Source organism: Bacillus sp. AFS001701, from assembly GCF_002559405.1.
GTDB lineage: Bacteria > Bacillota > Bacilli > Bacillales > Bacillaceae_G > Gottfriedia.
The window spans coordinates 1-19,396 of sequence record NZ_NTZO01000073.1; the positions used below are offsets into that span (position 1 = coordinate 1).

At 33.2% G+C, this 19,396-nt stretch carries 18 protein-coding genes and 2 tRNA genes; 17 read left to right on the plus strand and 3 right to left on the minus strand.

Annotation, left to right across the window (positions count from 1 at the left end; translation table 11 throughout):
• Positions 1-153 (minus strand): LuxR C-terminal-related transcriptional regulator (locus CN514_RS06160; RefSeq protein WP_141529310.1); only part of this gene is annotated, 153 nt, incomplete at its 3' end.
• A gap of 200 nt (positions 154-353) precedes the next feature.
• On the opposite strand from CN514_RS06160, the gene CN514_RS06165 reads away from it, so the two are divergent.
• The 13 genes from CN514_RS06165 (at position 354) to yihA (ending at position 14,132) form a co-directional block, all read left to right on the plus strand.
• Positions 354-1,397, plus strand: coding sequence for a GerMN domain-containing protein (locus CN514_RS06165; RefSeq protein ID WP_098231843.1), 1,044 nt, complete (start codon positions 354-356; stop codon positions 1,395-1,397).
• 183 nt (positions 1,398-1,580) lie between these two features.
• Entirely contained in the window at positions 1,581-2,321 is a 741-nt protein-coding gene (gene rph, locus CN514_RS06170; protein ID WP_098231844.1) for a ribonuclease PH, read from the plus strand.
• Between the two features lie 24 nt (positions 2,322-2,345).
• Positions 2,346-2,966: an XTP/dITP diphosphatase gene (locus tag CN514_RS06175; RefSeq protein ID WP_098231845.1), complete on the plus strand. Its 621-nt coding sequence runs from the start codon at positions 2,346-2,348 to the stop codon at positions 2,964-2,966.
• Entirely contained in the window at positions 2,966-3,472 is a 507-nt protein-coding gene (locus CN514_RS06180; protein WP_098231846.1) for a metallophosphoesterase family protein, read from the plus strand. Before CN514_RS06175 ends, CN514_RS06180 begins: the two co-directional genes overlap by 1 nt.
• Positions 3,473-3,705: 233 nt before the next feature.
• Positions 3,706-3,779, plus strand: a tRNA-Gly gene (locus CN514_RS06185).
• Between the two features lie 3 nt (positions 3,780-3,782).
• Positions 3,783-3,856 (plus strand) — tRNA-Arg (locus CN514_RS06190).
• A 212-nt stretch (positions 3,857-4,068) separates the two neighbouring features.
• On the plus strand, positions 4,069-4,626 hold the full coding sequence (locus tag CN514_RS06195; RefSeq protein ID WP_098231847.1) for a DUF4240 domain-containing protein: 558 nt from the start codon (positions 4,069-4,071) through the stop codon (positions 4,624-4,626).
• Between the two features lie 117 nt (positions 4,627-4,743).
• A complete protein-coding gene (locus CN514_RS06200; protein WP_098231848.1) occupies positions 4,744-5,727 on the plus strand; it encodes a hypothetical protein in 984 nt (327 codons plus the stop codon).
• Positions 5,728-6,139: 412 nt separating this feature from the next.
• A complete protein-coding gene (gene tig / locus CN514_RS06205) occupies positions 6,140-7,420 on the plus strand; it encodes a trigger factor (RefSeq protein WP_098231849.1) in 1,281 nt (426 codons plus the stop codon).
• A gap of 354 nt (positions 7,421-7,774) precedes the next feature.
• Positions 7,775-9,046, plus strand: a complete 1,272-nt coding sequence (gene clpX, locus CN514_RS06210; RefSeq protein ID WP_098231850.1) for an ATP-dependent protease ATP-binding subunit ClpX — start codon at positions 7,775-7,777, stop codon at positions 9,044-9,046.
• Positions 9,047-9,232: 186 nt separating this feature from the next.
• Complete coding sequence (lonB, locus tag CN514_RS06215; protein ID WP_098231851.1) at positions 9,233-10,930, plus strand: ATP-dependent protease LonB; 1,698 nt, start codon at positions 9,233-9,235, stop codon at positions 10,928-10,930.
• 296 nt (positions 10,931-11,226) lie between these two features.
• Complete coding sequence (gene lon / locus CN514_RS06220; protein ID WP_098231852.1) at positions 11,227-13,551, plus strand: endopeptidase La; 2,325 nt, start codon at positions 11,227-11,229, stop codon at positions 13,549-13,551.
• Positions 13,548-14,132, plus strand: a complete 585-nt coding sequence (yihA, locus tag CN514_RS06225; protein WP_069035199.1) for a ribosome biogenesis GTP-binding protein YihA/YsxC — start codon at positions 13,548-13,550, stop codon at positions 14,130-14,132. Before lon ends, yihA begins: the two co-directional genes overlap by 4 nt.
• A 74-nt stretch (positions 14,133-14,206) precedes the next feature.
• Here yihA and CN514_RS06230 read toward each other — a convergent pair whose 3' ends face one another.
• The gene (locus CN514_RS06230) at positions 14,207-15,250 is read right to left on the minus strand and encodes an ion channel (protein ID WP_098231853.1); all 1,044 of its coding nucleotides are present in this window, start codon (positions 15,248-15,250) and stop codon (positions 14,207-14,209) included.
• 47 nt (positions 15,251-15,297) lie between these two features.
• Complete coding sequence (locus CN514_RS06235) at positions 15,298-15,780, minus strand: hypothetical protein (RefSeq protein WP_098231854.1); 483 nt, start codon at positions 15,778-15,780, stop codon at positions 15,298-15,300.
• Positions 15,781-15,998: 218 nt separating this feature from the next.
• Here CN514_RS06235 and hemA point away from each other — a divergent pair, with 218 nt between their 5' ends.
• From hemA to CN514_RS06255, 4 genes are all read left to right on the plus strand, one after another.
• The gene (gene hemA, locus CN514_RS06240) at positions 15,999-17,351 is read left to right on the plus strand and encodes a glutamyl-tRNA reductase (protein WP_098231855.1); all 1,353 of its coding nucleotides are present in this window, start codon (positions 15,999-16,001) and stop codon (positions 17,349-17,351) included.
• A 10-nt stretch (positions 17,352-17,361) separates the two neighbouring features.
• Complete coding sequence (gene ccsA / locus CN514_RS06245; protein WP_098231856.1) at positions 17,362-18,195, plus strand: cytochrome c biogenesis protein CcsA; 834 nt, start codon at positions 17,362-17,364, stop codon at positions 18,193-18,195.
• Between the two features lie 12 nt (positions 18,196-18,207).
• The gene (gene hemC / locus CN514_RS06250; protein ID WP_098231857.1) at positions 18,208-19,140 is read left to right on the plus strand and encodes a hydroxymethylbilane synthase; all 933 of its coding nucleotides are present in this window, start codon (positions 18,208-18,210) and stop codon (positions 19,138-19,140) included.
• Positions 19,133-19,396 (plus strand): uroporphyrinogen-III synthase (locus CN514_RS06255; protein WP_353652058.1); only part of this gene is annotated, 264 nt, incomplete at its 3' end. The genes hemC and CN514_RS06255, both read left to right, overlap by 8 nt.

A 19,396-nucleotide genomic window follows, 5' to 3' on the forward strand; every position in this document is an offset into this window, starting at 1 on the left:
CATTGCATTTGAAATATGATTTCTCACAGTTTTTTCACTTATAAAAAGTTCTTCAGCAATTTCTCTTGTAGTCTTATCTTGAACAAGAAGCTCGAATACTTCTTTTTCACGCTTTGTGAGTGTGTGCTTTGTTTGATAGTCTCTATCCTTCAACTGTGCTAACCCTCCTTGCTTGACCGAGCTGTTCTTCGGATGGGTATTCATTTAGTCTTTTTATCATATGAACGATAGGTCTTTTAGGTGAATATTTCCAGTAAATTTAGAGCTAGATTTAAATTATTTATTTTTTTCTATTTAGCTTGTTCTAAAAAATGTACATGCTCGTATAAATAGTAAAAAAGCGTGGGGGGAGTATGGTGATGAAAAAAAGATTATTAGTAACAGCGGCAGCGGTATGTGGAATTGCAACAATGAGTGGATGTAGTTTACTTCCGACGAAATCTTCAACTGACATTGATCCACCTAAAACGGTAGTTTATAAAAGTGATCAACCTTCAAAAGAAGTAGCAAAGAAAGAGGAAACTGTAAAAAGGGAATTATATTTAATTGACCGTAACGGGTATGTTGTACCACAAACATTCCAATTGCCTAAGTCTACTAGCTTGGCTAAACAAGCATTAGAGTACTTAGTAAAAGATGGTCCTGTTACAGATGAATTACCGAATGGTTTCCAAGCAGTTTTACCTCCTAATACGGAAGTTTTAGGTGTTCAAACTCAAAAGGATGGTACGATTATTGCTGATTTTTCACCAGAGTTTAAGCAATACCGTGCAGAAGATGAAATAAAAGTGTTTCAAGCTGTTACTTGGACGTTAACTCAATTTGATAATGTGACAAAGGTGAAAATTCGAATAAACGGAAAAGATCTTGCATCGATGCCAGTAAATAAAGCTCAGATTGGTGATGGGTTAACTAGAGATGATGGGATTAACTTTGATAAAGGTGATATTGTAGATATTATGAACTCCAGACCAGTTACGTTATATTATGTTTCTCAAGGGGAAATGGGAGACACTTATTATGTACCAGTAACGACTAGGATTTCAAATGCTGAAACAGATTCATATTCAGCAATTGTGAATGAACTTGTAAAAGGTCCATCTGAATATTCAAATTTAGTTTCCGATTTTGGAACTGATACGAAACTAGTTAGTCAACCTGTTTTCAAAGGCGGTAAGCTAGTACTTAATTTTAACGATGGTATCTATGGGAATATTGCGAAAAATATGATCAATAATGATGTGCTACAGCCACTTGTACTTTCTTTAACTGAGCAAAAAGGAGTTAAGTCCATTGAAATTCAAATCAATGGTAAATTAACTGCGCTAGATCAACAAGGCAAGCCTTTAAGCCAACCCGTTTCTAGACCTAAGGATGTAAATACGAAAAAATTGTAAACTGGTGGTTGGAAAAGGTAATTGCCTTTTAATAAATGTTATAAATATCAACCTTGTACAAAAATTGTGATGATTTTTGTACAAGGTTTTTAATTTTATCCTTAAATTACACTTAATAAGTAGAAATGAAATCGCATTTTTGTCTATACTAGTATTTGGAAGAATTTTGTAGGAGGAACGATCATGACAAGAACAGATGGAAGATTAAATAATGAACTTAGACCAATAGAGATTATTACTCACTATACAAAGCATGCAGAAGGTTCTGTGCTGATCAGTATTGGTGATACGAAGGTAATTTGTAATGCAACAGTTGAGGACCGTGTACCACCATTTTTGAGAAATAGTGGAAAAGGTTGGATTTCAGCTGAATATTCAATGTTACCTAGGGCTACTCAAGAGCGTACAATACGTGAATCATCTAAAGGTAAAGTTACTGGTCGAACAATGGAAATTCAACGTTTAATAGGAAGAGCGCTAAGAGCAGTAGTTGATTTAGAAGCACTTGGTGAAAAGACAATTTGGATTGATTGTGATGTAATTCAAGCAGATGGAGGAACACGAACTACTTCAATTACTGGTGCATTTGTTGCAATGATGCTTGCTTTTGATAAATTAATTAAAATGGATAAATTGAAATCGTATCCTGTAAAAGATTATTTAGCAGCTACTTCGGTTGGTATTTTAGATGACCTTGGACCAGTACTAGATTTATATTATGTAGAAGATTCGGCTGCAAGTGTTGATATGAATATTATTATGACTGGTAAAGGACAGTTTGTTGAACTTCAAGGAACTGGTGAAGAAGCGACATTTTCTAGAGAAGAATTAAATGAGTTACTATCTTTAGGTGAATTAGGAATTAAATCTCTAATTGAAAAACAAAAAGAAGTGTTATTACAAGAAGGTATTAAATTTCAATAATCATTTCGAGGAGAGACTTTAAGGATGGAAACAATCATTATTGCGACAAATAATCAAGGCAAAGTGAAGGATTTTGAAGCACTTTTTAACCCGATGGGATTTCAAGTTAAGTCTTTAAAAGACTTTCCTGAAATTCAAGAAATTGAAGAAACAGGTACTACATTTGAAGAAAATGCGATTTTAAAAGCTGAGTATTTAGCGAGTGAGTTAAATACTCCAGTCATTGCAGATGACTCTGGTTTAATAGTGGATGCACTTGAAGGCAGACCAGGCGTTTATTCTGCTCGATATGCTGGGTTACATAAAAGTGACGAAGATAATTTACAAAAAGTATTAAGTGAACTAGAAGGAGTTTTTCCTGGTAAAAGAACTGCGCGATTTTATTGTGCCTTAGCTTTAGCGGTTCCAGGTAAAGAAACAATCACTGTTTATGGAACAGTTGAAGGGTATATTGCCAATGAAAAAAGAGGAACAAACGGTTTTGGCTACGATCCAATATTCTTTTTGCCAGAATTAGATAAAACGATGGCTGAATTAACAACAGATGAAAAAGGTGGCTTAAGTCATCGCGCAAATGCAATTAAATCATTAATGGATGTTATAAATAATGAAAATAAAGATTTTTTATTTAGAGGATCAAATTAATGAAGGTACTAATTGTAAGTGATAGCCATGGATTGACTAAACCATTGCAAGAAATCGCCGAACGATATCGTGACAGTGTAGATTTAATGATACACTGTGGAGATTCGGAATTAGAAGTAAATGCTAAGGAACTAAAGGATTTTAATGTTGTAAGAGGAAACTGTGATTTCAGAGGAGAATTCCCTGAAGAATTTATTCACCGTGGGAATGAATATACAATCTATGCAACACATGGTCATTTACATGGGATAAAACAGTCATTACAAAAGCTGTATTATCGTTGTAAAGAAGTTGGAGCAACAATTGCTTGCTTCGGTCACTCACATGTATTAGGAGCCGAAGTAATTGATGGTGTACTTTTTATTAACCCTGGTAGCATTTTATTACCGAGAATGCGAAAAGAAAAGACATATGCTATTCTTGAAACAATTGCTAAGAAAGCTAATGTTACTTTTTATAATACAGATGGAACGGTGCTTACTACTACTTCATTTGAATTAGAATGAATTAATGGAGGTTAGTAGCTTATACGCTACTAACCTTATCTAAAACAAAAAAATTTGGAGTACTAAAAGCCGGAAAACCCTAATAAACTAAGGTAATTATACAACTTTAAATTTTTTTCCTTTATTTTGGAAAAAAATTTAAAAAAAGTGTTGACTTTAATTTCCATAACGACTATACTAAATTATGTCGACAGGGTGATGTCGCAAAGAAATAAAAAAGAAATAACAAATATGCGGGTGTAGTTTAATGGTAAAATAGAAGCCTTCCAAGCTTCGGTCGTGGGTTCGATTCCCATCACCCGCTCCATATGTCCTGGTAGCTCAGCAGGATAGAGCAACGGCCTTCTAAGCCGTCGGTCGGGGGTTCGAATCCCTCTCAGGACGTCCAAAAGACACTTGTTTTACGAAATGTAAAATAAGTGTCTTTTTTTGTGTTTTAACTACTTTTAATTGAAGAACATTAGAAATAAAATGATGAATTATGTTTACTAGATAAATTAGAGTAAATTCAAATCAATTAATGGAAGTCTTAGATCATCATTAAATTTATACTAGATATGTTATTCTAGTATAAATAAAAGAGTGGAGTGATATAAATGAATGAAAAAGAATTTTGGAGCTTAATATCCAAAATGCATATTGTTGAAGAACCATATGAATGGGTAATAAATCATTTAGCTAAACAATCAGAGGAAGAGATAGCTAGTTTTGAAATTCATTTTGAAACTTATTTTTCCAAAGCGTATACGGTAAATCTTTTAGGAGCTGCATGGATCATCATGGATGGCTGTTCTGAGGATTCGTTTGCACATTTTAGAGCCTGGTTAATCGGACAAGGAGAACAAGTTTACAAGAAAACGTTAAATGACCCAGATTATTTAGCTGAATACATTTTTCCTATTTATGAAGAAGAAGGACTTACGCCTGAATTAGAAGATATGTTAGATCTAGCTTTACAAGCTTATACAATCAAGCGTAAAGGCGATGATGATTGGGACGATCAATTATGGAATGAGTTCAATTCACTTATTGAAAGCAAAGGCTATGAATATCCTGAACAACAATTAACGATTGATTGGAAGTCGAAAGACGAACTAAAAGCTAAGTTTCCAAAGTTATGGAAAAGATTTGGCAATAAACCATTAGGGCACTAAAGCTAAAAACAGATTCATCCATACTCGTATCTTTAATATTTTAAATAATTTTAATTCATGATACACTTTTTCATAACTAGTTTGTGCAGGAAATAACAAATGTTAGGGGAGAGTAACATGGAAGACAATATTGTCTTTTTTCCTAAACTGAAGGATCGGATAATAAATTTAGGCAAAAAAGCATTAGAAGAAAAAAATTTTAGTAAAGCTTTAATGTTATGTAATCAGCTAAAAGAAATGAATGAGCATAATTCACAAACAGAGCTTGCTGCAGTCGCGTGTCTCTTAGAAGGGAATCGGGCTAGGGAAGCTAAGGAAAGATGTGAGGATTTAGTTTTCGGTCCATTTGAGAGTGATGAAGCAATTGAAGTATACATAAGCATTTTATTTCAATTAAAAGAATATGAAGAATTACAAAAAAATATAAAAAGACTACTCACCCAAAAACGGATTGATGAAAATCAGATGGATAAGTTTCAAGCGATGCTCTCTTTATCCAAGAAAGTAATTTCAGATCGTGAAGGCATTAAGGGTGAAGTTCTTAATTTACATAAAATCGTTGAAAATTCTGAACCTATTGATAAACAACTTGAATTAATTAATGAATTACGAAGTCTAGATTGTAACCTTGTTATCGATCAAATAAGCGAAATATTAAAAAGCACCAAAGCAAATCCGTTAATTCAAAGTTTTATTTTGTTTATTTTACAAGAACAATCAATCGATAAAGATTTTGAACTTAACAAAGTAAACCAAAGGATGATTTGGAATACATCGGTTTCAGTCGATGAACATAAAATCTTTGTAGACGCTATATTAAAAAAATTAAGTGATGTATTAGAAAGTGAAGATCCTTCTGCTTACGAAATCGCAAAAACACACTTTCAACACTTTATAACAATTTACTTCCCGTTTATCCCAATACCAGCGGATATAAATACATGGGCAGCTTGTTTTTATTGCATCGTCCAACAATTTTTTGATCGCAGTGTAGATGAAGAGGAACTAAAAGACTTATTTAATGTAGAATATTTTCCGGTAAAAGGTGCAATTGCTTTAGTAAAACGTTTTGAAGATGAAGGATACTTTAACATAAAATGAAATAGTTGGAAAAAACATAGATGTTCCATTTGGGCTTCTATGTTTTTTATGTAAAAAAAGGTATTTTAAAGTGATGGAAGCGGAGATACAACCGAGTTTTATTTTTGAGCGGATACGACGAGGGGCTTAGGTCACGCCTTACGGAAAGCGAGCAATAGGGATTGGAAGACATCGTTTTACTTTTTTAAGGAACTAAACTGATTTAAATTTCAAAATTAAAAAAACCTAATATTTTCACCTTATAAAAATAGGAAATATTGAAACAAAAAAGGAATGTGTTATAATAGAATGGTTGTAACGACTATTTACTTAATTATACATGCATTTTCTTTATTAAAAATGGACAGTCATGTATAGTACGAAAATACGTAAACACATATATTTTTTTAGATAATTTTGGAGGGAACTAACAATGACTGCTAAATGGGAAAAATTAGAAGCTAACGTTGGTCTATTAACTGTAGAAGTTGAAGCTTCTGAAGTAGATAAAGGTTTAGATGCAGCTTTCAAAAAAGTTGTTAAAACTATCAATGTACCGGGATTCCGTAAAGGTAAATTACCTCGCCCAATTTTCGAACAAAAATTTGGTATTGAAGCACTTTACAATGATGCTTTAGATGTAATCTTACCAGAAGCTTACAGCAAAGCTGTTGTAGAGGTTGGTATTGAGCCAGTTGACCGTCCAGAAGTTGACGTTGAGCAAATGGAAAAAGGTAAAACTTTAATCTTCAAAGCAAAAGTTACTGTAAAACCTGAAGTAAAATTAGGCGAATACAAAGGCTTAGAAGTTGAAGAAATGGATGCAACTGTAACTGACGAAGACGTACAAGCTGAATTAACTACATTACAAGAGCGTCAAGCTGAGTTAGTAGTTAAAGAAGATGGTACTGTTGAAAACGGTAATACAGCTGTAATTGATTTCGAAGGTTTCGTTGATGGCGTAGCTTTCGAAGGTGGAAAAGGTGAAAACTACCCACTAGAAATCGGTTCAGGTTCTTTCATTCCTGGATTTGAAGAAGCTTTAATCGGTACTAAATCTGGTGTTGAAACTGATGTTAATGTAACATTCCCAGAAGAATACCACAGTGCTGAATTAGCAGGAAAAGCTGCTACTTTCAAAGTAACTGTCCATGAAATTAAAGCTAAAGAACTTCCTGAGTTAAACGACGAGTTTGCTAAAGACGTAAATGACGAAGTAGAAACTTTAGAAGAACTTAAAGCTAAAATCAAAAATGACTTAGTTGAATCTAAAAAATCTCAAGCTGAAGGTAGCTTACGTGATGCTTTAGTTCAAAAAGCAGCTGAAAATGCTGAAATCGAAATCCCAGACGTAATGTTCGAAAGCCAAGTTGACCGTATGGTTAAAGACTTTGAACAACGTATTGCACAACAAGGATTAAACTTAGAGCTTTACTACCAATTCACTGGTACTAAAGAAGAAGATCTTCGTGCTCAAATGCGTCAAGATGCTGAAGCTCGTGTAAGAATCGACTTAACAATCGATGCGATCATCGAAGCTGAAAAAATCGATGCAACTGAAGAAGAAATGAACGAAGAATTAACTCGTTTATCTGCAATGTACAACGTTCCTTCTGAGCAATTAGTAACTATGCTAGGTGGAACTGACGCAGTACGTGATGATATTCAAATCCGTAAAGCTGTTGAATTATTAGTAGATAGCAGAAAAAAATAAGCGTTAAATAAACATATATTGACTTAAACAAGGCGCGAGATTTTTCGTGCCTTGTTTTTAAATAAAGAAATATTTGGTAAAGTGAACTGTTTCCTTTAAAATACACATATACATATGTTAGAATCTGTTATACAGATTTTAAAAAATTATTGTGGCTATACTAAAAATAATTCTTCAAAAGAAGGATTATCAGCTTTAGATTAGAATATATATATTCTAAAAATTTAAACAATTTTAGAGTAGTAATTAATTGCTTTGTTTATTTTGTATGCTATTATATAGCTACAAGATACATATTTTTTTCGATTACATACATATTGAGTGTTTTTAGAAATTTTTAGAGGGAGTGAACATATGTTCAAATTTAACGAAGAAAAAGGACAGCTAAAATGTTCGTTCTGTGGGAAGTCACAGTCTCAGGTTAGAAAATTAGTTGCAGGACCTGGTGTATATATTTGTGACGAGTGTATTGAGCTTTGTACTGAAATTGTTCAAGAAGAGCTAGCAAAAGAAGAGGAAGTAGAGTTTAAAGACGTTCCGAAACCGAAAGAAATTTGCGAAATTCTTGATGAATACGTAATTGGCCAGGACAATGCGAAAAAAGCGTTATCTGTTGCCGTATATAATCACTACAAACGTATTAATTCAAATAGCAAAATTGATGAGGTTGAGTTATCAAAAAGTAATATTGCAATGATTGGGCCAACTGGTAGTGGTAAAACATTATTAGCTCAAACTTTAGCACGAATTTTAAATGTACCATTTGCGATTGCAGATGCAACTTCATTAACTGAAGCTGGATATGTTGGGGAAGATGTTGAAAACATTCTTTTAAAATTAATCCAAGCAGCTGATTATGATGTAGAACGCGCTGAAAAGGGTATTATTTATATCGATGAAATTGATAAAGTTGCACGTAAGTCTGAAAACCCTTCAATTACACGTGATGTGTCAGGTGAAGGTGTTCAGCAAGCACTTTTAAAAATTCTTGAAGGAACAGTTGCAAGCGTACCTCCTCAAGGTGGTCGTAAGCATCCACATCAAGAATTCATTCAAATTGATACGACAAATATTTTATTTATTTGTGGTGGAGCATTTGATGGCATCGAACAAATTATCAAACGCCGTTTAGGTAAAAAGGTAATTGGTTTCAGTGGTGATTCTGAAAAGAGCGATTTAAACTCAAAAGAAATTTTAAACCACGTATTACCAGAAGACTTATTACGCTTTGGTTTAATTCCGGAGTTCATCGGTCGTTTACCAGTTTTAGCTAATTTAGAGCAACTTGATGAAGCATCATTAGTTGAAATTTTAACTAAACCAAAAAATGCTTTAATTAAGCAATATCAAAAATTACTAGAGCTTGACCAAGTTGAACTTGAGTTTGAGGATAACGCATTAACTGAAATTGCTAAAAAAGCAATTGAGCGTAAAACTGGAGCTCGTGGACTACGTTCGATCATTGAAGGGATTATGTTAGATATTATGTTTGAATTACCTTCACGCGAGGATATTCAAAAATGTATTATCTCAGCAGAAACTGTTAAAACTGGTGCAGCTCCTAAGCTTGTACTAGAAGATGGAACAGAATTAGAGTTAAAGAAAAAAGCAAATAAATTAGCTTAAGTAAGGAACCAAATGCATTTGCATTTGGTTTTTTATTTTGACTTTTTTTAGTGATTTTTTTAATCTTTCATAAATGCATAGGAATTTTACTCGGTAAACCTTGCCTTTAATTTTTTAAATTTGGTTTATCCTTCCATTTAGAGGGCGATACTAAAATTAATTTCTACTTCAGTGGAGGGGTAAAGAATGAGTTTAACAACTATTATATTATTAGCTCAATTAGCATTAGGTACAATCGTTGCATTGTATTTTATTCATTTATTAAAGGGTCAACGAACAACTAAAGTTTCGATTGACAGGGAATCTAAAAAAGAAATGGAGCAGTTACGTAAATTAAAGTCAATCTCTTTAACTGTTCCATTAGCAGAGAGAGTTAGACCAACCACTTTTGATGATATAGTTGGCCAAGAGGATGGAATAAAAGCTTTAAAAGCCTCACTTTGCAGTGCTAATCCTCAACATGTAATTATTTATGGACCGCCTGGTGTCGGAAAAACGGCAGCGGCTAGACTTGTATTAGAAGAAGCGAAAAAGAGCCCGAATACACCTTTTAAACAAGATGCAGTATTTATAGAATTAGACGCTACAACTGCTCGATTTGATGAAAGAGGAATTGCGGATCCTTTAATCGGTTCTGTACACGATCCAATCTATCAAGGTGCAGGAGCGATGGGGCAAGCAGGTGTTCCTCAACCTAAAAAAGGGGCAGTAACCGATGCGCATGGAGGGATTTTATTTATTGATGAAATTGGCGAGCTTCATCCAATTCAAATGAATAAAATGCTGAAGGTACTTGAAGACCGTAAAGTAAAATTTGAGAGTGCTTATTACCAAGAAGAAAATCCTTCTATACCAGCACATATTCATGAAATTTTTAAACACGGTTTACCAGCAGATTTTAGATTAGTTGGTGCAACAACAAGATCACCAGAAGATATTCCACCGGCAATTCGTTCACGTTGTTTAGAAATATTTTTTAGAGAATTAGAACAGGATGAAATTCAAGCCGTAGCTAAACGTTCTGCTGAAAAAATTGAATTAAGCCTCTCAGAAAAAGCCTTAGAATTAGTAGGTACATATGCAAAAAATGGTCGTGAAGCGATTAACTTAATTCAGTTAGCTGGCGGTATGGTTTTAACTTCTGGACGAAAAGAATTAATAGAAGATGATATTGGGTGGGTTGTTTCTGTAAGTCGTTTATCACCAAGACTTGTTAACAAAATTCCTGAAGCTCCAACAGTAGGATTGGTGAACGGTTTAGCTGTTTATGGAGCAAATATTGGTGCGTTACTACCGATTGAAGTAAGTGCAATGAAAGCAAAAGAAAATGGTAAAGGTTCAATTACAATTACTGGAATTGTTGAGGAAGAAAGCTTAGGTAATCAAGCTAAATCCATTCGTAGAAAAAGTATGGCAAAAGGCTCTTTAGAAAATGTTACGACAATCTTACGAAAAATTGGTGTACCAATCGATGATTTTACGATTCATATTAATTTTCCGAGTGGCGCATTAATTGATGGCCCATCTGCAGGGATTGCCATGGTAGTAGGTATTTTTTCAGCGGTTAATAATGTTCCAGTATTAAATACTATCGCTTTGACTGGCGAAATGAGCATTCAGGGTGATGTAAAACCAGTTGGCGGTGTTCCAGAAAAAGTAAAGGCAGCCGTTAAAGCAGGCGCAACTAAAATTATTGTTCCGAAAGAGAACGATCAAGCTATATTACATCAATATAAAGATGTAGAAATATTAGCAGTAGATCGCATAGAAAAAGTTCTCCATGAAGTCTTTAAAGATAATTGGAAATTTGAACTACCAGCTGAAACAAAAACTGATTTCCAGCAATTAACATTGTTTGAAGAGAATCAATCGCAATCTATGTAGATAAAAATAAGTGTTCGAATCATTTCATTTTGAATAAATAAAGAATACAAACTATTTTTGCATTCTATTTTTCAATGAAGTGAACGAACACTTTTTATTTTGTAGAATCCATTCTAAACGATTTAATCTTATTACGAGTTTTACTTCTTATTTCTAGTCAAAAATAAGATAATCGCTAAACAGTTGTTGATTGATTATGTCGCTTCTTTTTTTCTTTTAGTGCATATCATTGTAAATGATATATATGTTAAGGTAAAATAACTAAATAGAATGAAAAACAATGGAGGTGTAACGTAATGAATGTTACAAAAGAAAAAGTTGTACCCCTCCTACCTTTAAGAGGAATTAGTGTATTTCCTGCCACTATTGCACATCTAGATGTAGGAAGAACGAAATCGATAAAAGCTATACAAGAAGCTGATGAGTTAGATCATTTAATTTTTGTTGTTACTCAAATAGATGCAGATACTGAAAATCCAAAGATAGACGAATTGTACCAATTTGGAACTTTAGCAAAATTAACACAAAAAATTACACTTCCAAACGGCACTGTTCGTATTACTGTTGAAGGATTACACAGAGGAAAAATCAAATCAATTATTGATCAAAATGATTTCTTAACTGCAAAGGTAGAAGAATATACAGATGTAGAAGATGAATCTAAAGAGCTTCGTGCTTTAATGAGAACTTTATTGCAGCATTTTAAACAATACAGTAAATTATCAAAGCGAATTTTGCCTGAGACAATTGCTTCAATTGTTAAGCAAGATCGCCCAGGTAAACTTGCAGATGCAATGATCGATTCAATTCCATTAAGGGAAGAGGAAAAACAAAAAATATTAGCTACAATTGATGTTACTGAACGAATACATATTATCTTAAATTTTCTTCAAGATGAAAAAGAATTACTAAAGCTTGAGGAAAAGATTGGTCTTCAAGTTAAGAAAAATATTGATAAAACTCAAAAAGAATATTTCTTAAGAGAGCAATTAAAGGTTATTCAACGTGAGCTAGGTGATCGTGAAGGTAAAACTGAAGAAGTTGATAAGTTTTTAACAAAAATCGAAGAGGCAAATATGCCTGAAGAAACAAAGGAAGTAGTACTAAAAGAGTTAGCTAGATATGAGAAACTACCTCCTAATGCTGCAGAAGCAGGTGTAGTTCGTACATATTTAGATTGGATGGTAGCTCTACCATGGTCTAAGCAAACTGAAGACACATTGGATATACATCGTTCCGAAAAGATACTGAATAATGAACACGAAGGTCTTGAAAAAGTAAAAGAAAGAATATTAGAATATCTAGCTGTTCAACAACTTACGAATTCATTACGTGGTCCAATTTTATGTTTAGCTGGTCCTCCTGGAGTTGGTAAAACATCTTTAGCGAAATCAATCGCAAACGCTTTGTCTAGAAACTTTGTACGGGTTTCTCTAGGTGGCGTAAGAGATGAATCAGAAATAAGAGGACATAGAAGAACATACATCGGAGCAATGCCAGGTCGAATAATCCAAGGTATGAAGAAAGCAGGAACAAATAACCCTGTATTCTTACTTGATGAAATTGATAAAATGTCGAGCGATTTTAGAGGAGATCCAGCATCAGCGATGTTAGAAGTTTTGGACCCTGAACAAAATCATACATTTAGTGATCATTACATCGAAGAGCCATTCGATTTATCTCAAGTTTTATTTGTAGCTACTGCAAATGATTTATCAACTATTCCAGGTCCATTACGTGATCGAATGGAGATTATTACTTTATCTGGATATACTGAACTTGAAAAAGTTAATATAGCTAAAAAGCATTTATTCCCTAAAAAATTAGCAGAGCATGGCTTAAATAAATCTACTGTACAAATTCGTGAAAGTGCATTGAGTGCAATTATTCGTCATTATACACGTGAAGCAGGAGTAAGATCATTAGAGCGAGTTCTAGCGACACTATGTAGAAAAGCTGCTAAGTTGATTGTTTCAAACGAAAGACAAAAAATAATATTTACTGATAAAAATATTGAAGAATTTTTAGGTAAGAAAACATTCTCTTATGGTCAAATGGAAAGTGAAGACCAAATAGGTGTAGCTACTGGTTTAGCGTATACTGCATTTGGTGGAGACACACTTTCTATTGAAGTATCACTATATCCTGGAAAGGGTAAGCTAACTTTAACTGGTAAGCTAGGGGATGTAATGAAGGAGTCAGCACAGGCTGCATTTAGCTATATACGCTCAAAAGCAGAGGAGCTGAATATTGACCAAAATTTCCACGAGAAATATGATATTCATATTCATGTTCCAGAAGGTGCGGTTCCAAAAGATGGCCCTTCAGCAGGTATAACGATGGCAACTGCATTGATTTCGGCATTAACAAATAAACCAATCCGTAAAGAGGTTGGGATGACTGGTGAAATCACACTACGTGGTCGCGTATTACCAATTGGTGGGTTAAAAGAAAAAATGCTTAGTGCGCATCGTGCAGGTTTAACGACTGTTATCATACCAAAAGAAAACGAAAAAGATTTAGAAGATGTACCACCAATGGTGAAAGAAGGTTTAACTGTTATACCTGTTTCCCATTTAGATGAAGTGCTTGCGCATGCAATAGTAGGAGTGAAAAAATGAAAGTAACAACAGCGGATATTGTCATTAGTGCAGTCCGACCAAATCAATATCCAGATACACAATTTCCTGAAATCGCTTTGGCAGGTCGTTCAAATGTTGGGAAATCTTCATTTATAAATAAAATGTTAAATCGTAAAGCATTAGCCCGAACATCATCAAAACCTGGAAAAACTCAAACATTAAATTTCTTTCTAATTAATGAACAGCTTTTCTATGTTGACGTGCCAGGTTATGGTTATGCCAAAGTTTCCAAAAAGGAACGAGAAGCATGGGGTAAAATGATTGAAACATATATTACAACTCGTGAGCAATTAAGAGCTGTTATATTATTAGTAGATTTACGTCATTCACCAACAGAAGATGATGTAATGATGTATGATTTCCTAAAGCATTACCAAATCCCAGTCATTATAGTAGCTACAAAAGCAGATAAAATCCCTAAAGGAAAATGGGATAAACATGCAAAAGTAGTTCGTGAAAAGTTACAGATTGAAGAGGGGGATGAATTAATTTTATTCTCATCTGAAACTGGTATGGGTAAAGAAAAAGCATGGTCAGTAATTGATCGTATGTGTAAATAAAAAACGCTGGTGGCTAATAGGCCACCAGCATTTTTTTGTTCAGGTCTCGTCACGCGAAAAGCGAGACCCCTGTTTTATTTTATTGATAAAGCTTTTTTAGTTATCTTTTTTAATAAACTTTCTTCGCAATAAATATACAAACGATCAGTTGAATTCAATTTACACTCTTTTAGCTTTGGAATATTTAACTGTTCATTGATCGCTAACAAAGTTGCACCTTTTTCAAATAATTGTAGAAAGGCATCTTCATAAGTTTTCCATTCTTTATTAGGCACTATTACATGTATATTACTTCCATCAAACTTTGTATTTAAAAAGTGTCTAAATATTGTTGAAGTTCCAGGATGTAAAGTTGTCTTAGCAATTAGACGTGAAACAGATTCATATGATAATACAAAATCATCGACATTTACATGCTTAAAATTAACGATATGGCTTTCTTTCGATATTTCGACAATTGTATGGATAGGCATTTTTTTCATAGTTGATAGTGATTCGACTGCAGAAGCGATTAATAGCGTTTTTCCATCTTTTAAAACACTATCTTCTATAGTAGAATCTGCAAATATACATACCCGTTTTGCCCCAAATATATTTGCATTTAGTAAGGTGTTTTCGATTGAAGGGTCTCCTTGAATAAAATGAACTTGAGGATGCTCGTAAGGCGATGTTTCTAGATTTTCAATTAATACAATTTTTGCATTCGGTGAAGAATCGAATAGTTCCTCAATCGCATCTCTTGTTTTTTTAGACCAACCAATATAAATAAAGTGATCATGATCCTTATACACAATTCTTCCCTCCAACTTTAAACGATGATATTTTGAAAAGGAATCAACAGTTTTAGATACTAGTAAACCTATAATACCGACTCCAAATATAAATAAAAACATTCCTAAGCATTTTCCCGCAACAGTTTTTGGAAAGAAATCTCCGTAGCCTACTGTCGTCAAGGTAGTCATTGTCCACCACAAACCATCGAATAAAGTAGGAAAGGTTTGTGGTTCTAAAATATGTATAGTTATTGAACCAAAAGAAACAATTAGAATAGACAGAATTAAAATTGATACATAATTAAATGATACAAATTTTTTCCATAGTGCAAGGAAGTATAACAAAGATGTTCCTCCTTTTAAAACTGCTAGTTATGTATAAAAAAGTATGTTTATTTTTTAGAAAATAGAAGATATAAACCGATAACAGCAATCAATATTGGCCAATAGTTCTGGAAATAAGAGACTTGTGATTGGAGCGAACTAAGCATTGTTGCAAGCTTTTCATTAAAAAGGAAAAATAAAGACATAATAAATAATAGTAAACCAGGTAATAGCTCACCTTTTCCTTTTCGAGATTGCAGTAACATTCCGATTGAAATGATGAGTGTAAGAACGGACCAATGGTTTGGCCAATTTTGAAAATGTTCGATGGCATAAAAATGAATTCCAAATCCAAGAACGACAATTCCTGGAAATACATAATGAATTTCTCTTCCTTTAAAGGCTTGAACGAGAAGTGCGATACCAGTTATCAAGATCGGAGTCGTCCAAAATGTGAAAATATGTAAAGCTGGAACTTGCCATTTTGATATAAGATAATAAATGCCAAAGCCAATTAATAGGATTCCAATAAATAATCGATTTTTTTTCATAGCAACTCCTGTTTAACATTATTTGTAATCACTTTTATTTTAAAATTATTGTATAATAAAATTTGTGTACATTAAATAGTATAAATCGGATTAAAAATTCTACAAAATATTACATTTATGATAGCATATTGATGTAGAACATAGATATGATATTTTGCTAAGTAAAGATAGATATAAAACACAAGTTTGTATAAAGTTTTTTAGGGGGGCTTTAGGGCATGCACATCATTACAATAGGGATTAATTATAAAACTGCCCCGGTTGAAGTGCGAGAAAGAGTAGCGTTTGCTCCAAATGAACTACAGGACGCAATGAACTCATTAAAAAAAGAAAAAAGCATTTTAGAAAACATTATTGTTTCTACTTGTAATCGTACGGAGATTTATGCAGTTGTCGATCAAGTTCATACTGGTCAATATTATATGAAACGCTTTTTATTACAACGTTTTGACTTAAATGACGAGGAATTATCACCATATCTAATCATTAAAACTGGAAATGATGCAATCAACCATTTATTCACTGTAGCAAGTGGTTTAGATTCAATGGTAATTGGTGAGACTCAGATTCTTGGACAAGTAAAAGATAGTTATTTACTTGCTCAAGAGAATCATGTAATTGGTACGATTTTTAATCAATTATTTAAGCAAGCAATTACATTTGCAAAAAAAGTTCACTCAGAAACTGGAATCGGTGAAAATGCTGTTTCTGTAAGTTATGCTGCCGTAGAGCTATCAAAAAAAATTTTTAGCAATTTAAAAGGCTGCAATGTACTGATTGTTGGAGCAGGAAAAATGAGTAACTTAGCTTTACAAAACTTGTATTCTCAAGGAGTAGGAAAAGTTACAGTTATTAACCGAACTGTTGAAAATGCTGTTAGACTTGCAGACCAATTTAACGGAATCGGAAAAGGATTAGAATCACTTGAAAATGCTTTGAAAGAAGCAGATATCGTTATTAGTTCAACTGGTTCAAAAGAATATGTTATTACAGAAAAAATGATTCGTCGAATTGAAAAATCAAGAAAAGGTAACCCACTATTCTTAGTTGATATCGCTGTTCCAAGAGATATTGAACCATCTATTCATCATATTGATAGTGCATTCTTGTATGATATTGATGATCTTCAAGGAATTGTTGCAGAGAATTTAGCAGAACGTGAACGTGAGGCAGTAAAAATTAAGAAGGCAATAACTGAAGAAATTGATATTTTTCAATCTTGGTTATCAATGCTAGGTGTTGTTCCAGTAATCTCTGCATTACGTGAAAAGGCGTTAGATATTCAAGCAGATACAATGAGTAGTCTAGAAAGAAAACTTCCCCATTTATCTGAAAGAGATTTAAAAATTATCCAAAAGCACACAAAAAGTATCGTAAATCAACTTTTACGAGATCCAATTATGAAAGCAAAAGAAATGGGTACATCTAAACACTCAGAAGCACAAATTGCCCTTTTTAAAGAAATATTTAGTCTAGATGAACTTTTACAAGAATCTAAAGATGAAAAACACATGCAAACTAATCAAGAAAAAGAGACTATTTCTTTAAAACAAAACTTAGGTTTTTTATGAGGTTTAGCTAGTGGCGCTTTTGGAAAGTAGTTTTATCTATCACTTATTAATCTTATTGTTTGCATGGAGTATCGTTTTTTCTTTTATAGATTTTATAGATACAAATAGGATGGCAAGTCGGGTAGCATTTTATTTGCTAGCAATTGTTTGGGTGTTTTCTTCTGTTTTAATGATTTACACCATTAGCCAATACAGTTTATATTCCTTTTTTACTTCCAGAGAAGGGCTATATATTTATGTATGGATTATCATATCACTATCATTGTTTATTAATTGGGTAGTAAAACTAGAGTACTTAGTTTTCTTTACAAATGTTGTTTCATTTTTAGTATTTTCATTATCAATTTTAATTCCGAAGGCGGGTAAAACAGCTACATTAGTTGATCAGTTAAAATCGGAGTTATTATATATCCATATTGGACTTGCTTTCTTAGCATACGGTGCATTTACCCTGTCCTTTATTTTTTCGGTTATGTACATTTTTCAATATGTTTTATTAAAAAAGAAGAAATGGTCTACACATTTAAAGAAATTGGGGAGTTTAGGTAAGTTGGAAAAAATGTTTATTACATTTAACTTATTTGGAGTTCCATTAATGCTAACTTCCCTTATTTTAGGTGTTATTTGGGCAAGTATTCGATTACACACATTTGTTTGGTATGATATGAAAGTAATAGGCTCATTTTTCGTTTTAATCATGTATAGTACATTTATGTATTTAAAGGTAAGCAACCGTTTCTATGGCAAATCTCTTTGCATATTTAACATCTGTTGCTTCTTAGTTTTGTTCGGAAATTATGTTGTTTCAAATCTATATTCAAAGTTTCATTTATGGAGTACGTAAGGAGATGTAACAATGCGTAAAATTATAGTAGGTACAAGAAGAAGTAAACTAGCATTAACACAAACGAAATGGTTTGTAGAGAAACTAAAAGAAGTAGCACCCGCTTATGAATTTGAGTTAAAGGAAATCGTTACAAAAGGTGATGTAATACTTGATGTAACCCTTTCAAAGGTCGGAGGAAAAGGTTTATTCGTTAAAGAAATTGAACATGCAATGTTAACGAGTGAAATTGATTTAGCTGTACATAGTATGAAGGATATGCCAGCTATTTTACCTGAAGGTTTAATGATTGGATGTACTCCAAAACGCGTTGATCCTAGAGATGCACTACTTTCAAATAGTGGAAAAGGATTAATGGAACTTGAAGAAGGCTCAATTGTCGGTACAAGTAGTTTAAGAAGAAGTGCTCAAATTAAAGCAGTTCGTCCAGATCTACAAATCAAATGGATTCGTGGAAATATCGACACACGTATTCAAAAGCTAAAGGATAATGAATACGATGCGATTATTCTTGCAGCAGCTGGTTTAACAAGAATGGGTTGGGCTGAAGAAAGTATAACTGAATACATTGACGAAACTATCTGTGTACCAGCAGTAGGTCAAGGTTCACTTGCTATCGAATGTCGTGAAAATGATACAGAAATCCGTGAATTACTAAATAGACTGAATGATGAATTAACATATACAACTGTAGAAGCTGAACGTGTATTTCTTCATAAAATGGAAGGTGGTTGCCAAGTTCCGATTGCTGGATTTGCAACGATCGATGATAAAGAAGAAATCTCGTTAACTGCATTAGTAGCTAAACCAGATGGAACAATCATCTTAAAAGAAACTGTTAAAGGTACTGATCCAACTGAAATTGGAGAAAAAGCTGCAAATCTATTAATTGAACGTGGAGCAAAGGATATTATTGATTCTGTAAAAGAGGCAGCGGATGAATAATTCCTTAAATGGAATGAAAATATTAGTAACAAGGGCAGAGCACCAAGCTGATGAATTCAATCAATTAATTCATCAGTTTGGTGGATGTCCTATTAATCTTCCACTTCAAAAAATAGTTAAAAGTGATATTTCAATTAGTGAATTGGAAAAATTAGTTCTTGATACAGAATGGATGTTATTTACTAGTGTTAATTCAGTAAATTACTTTGTGCAAAATATTACAAAGGATCTTAAACAAAAAATTCTTCAAAAAAAA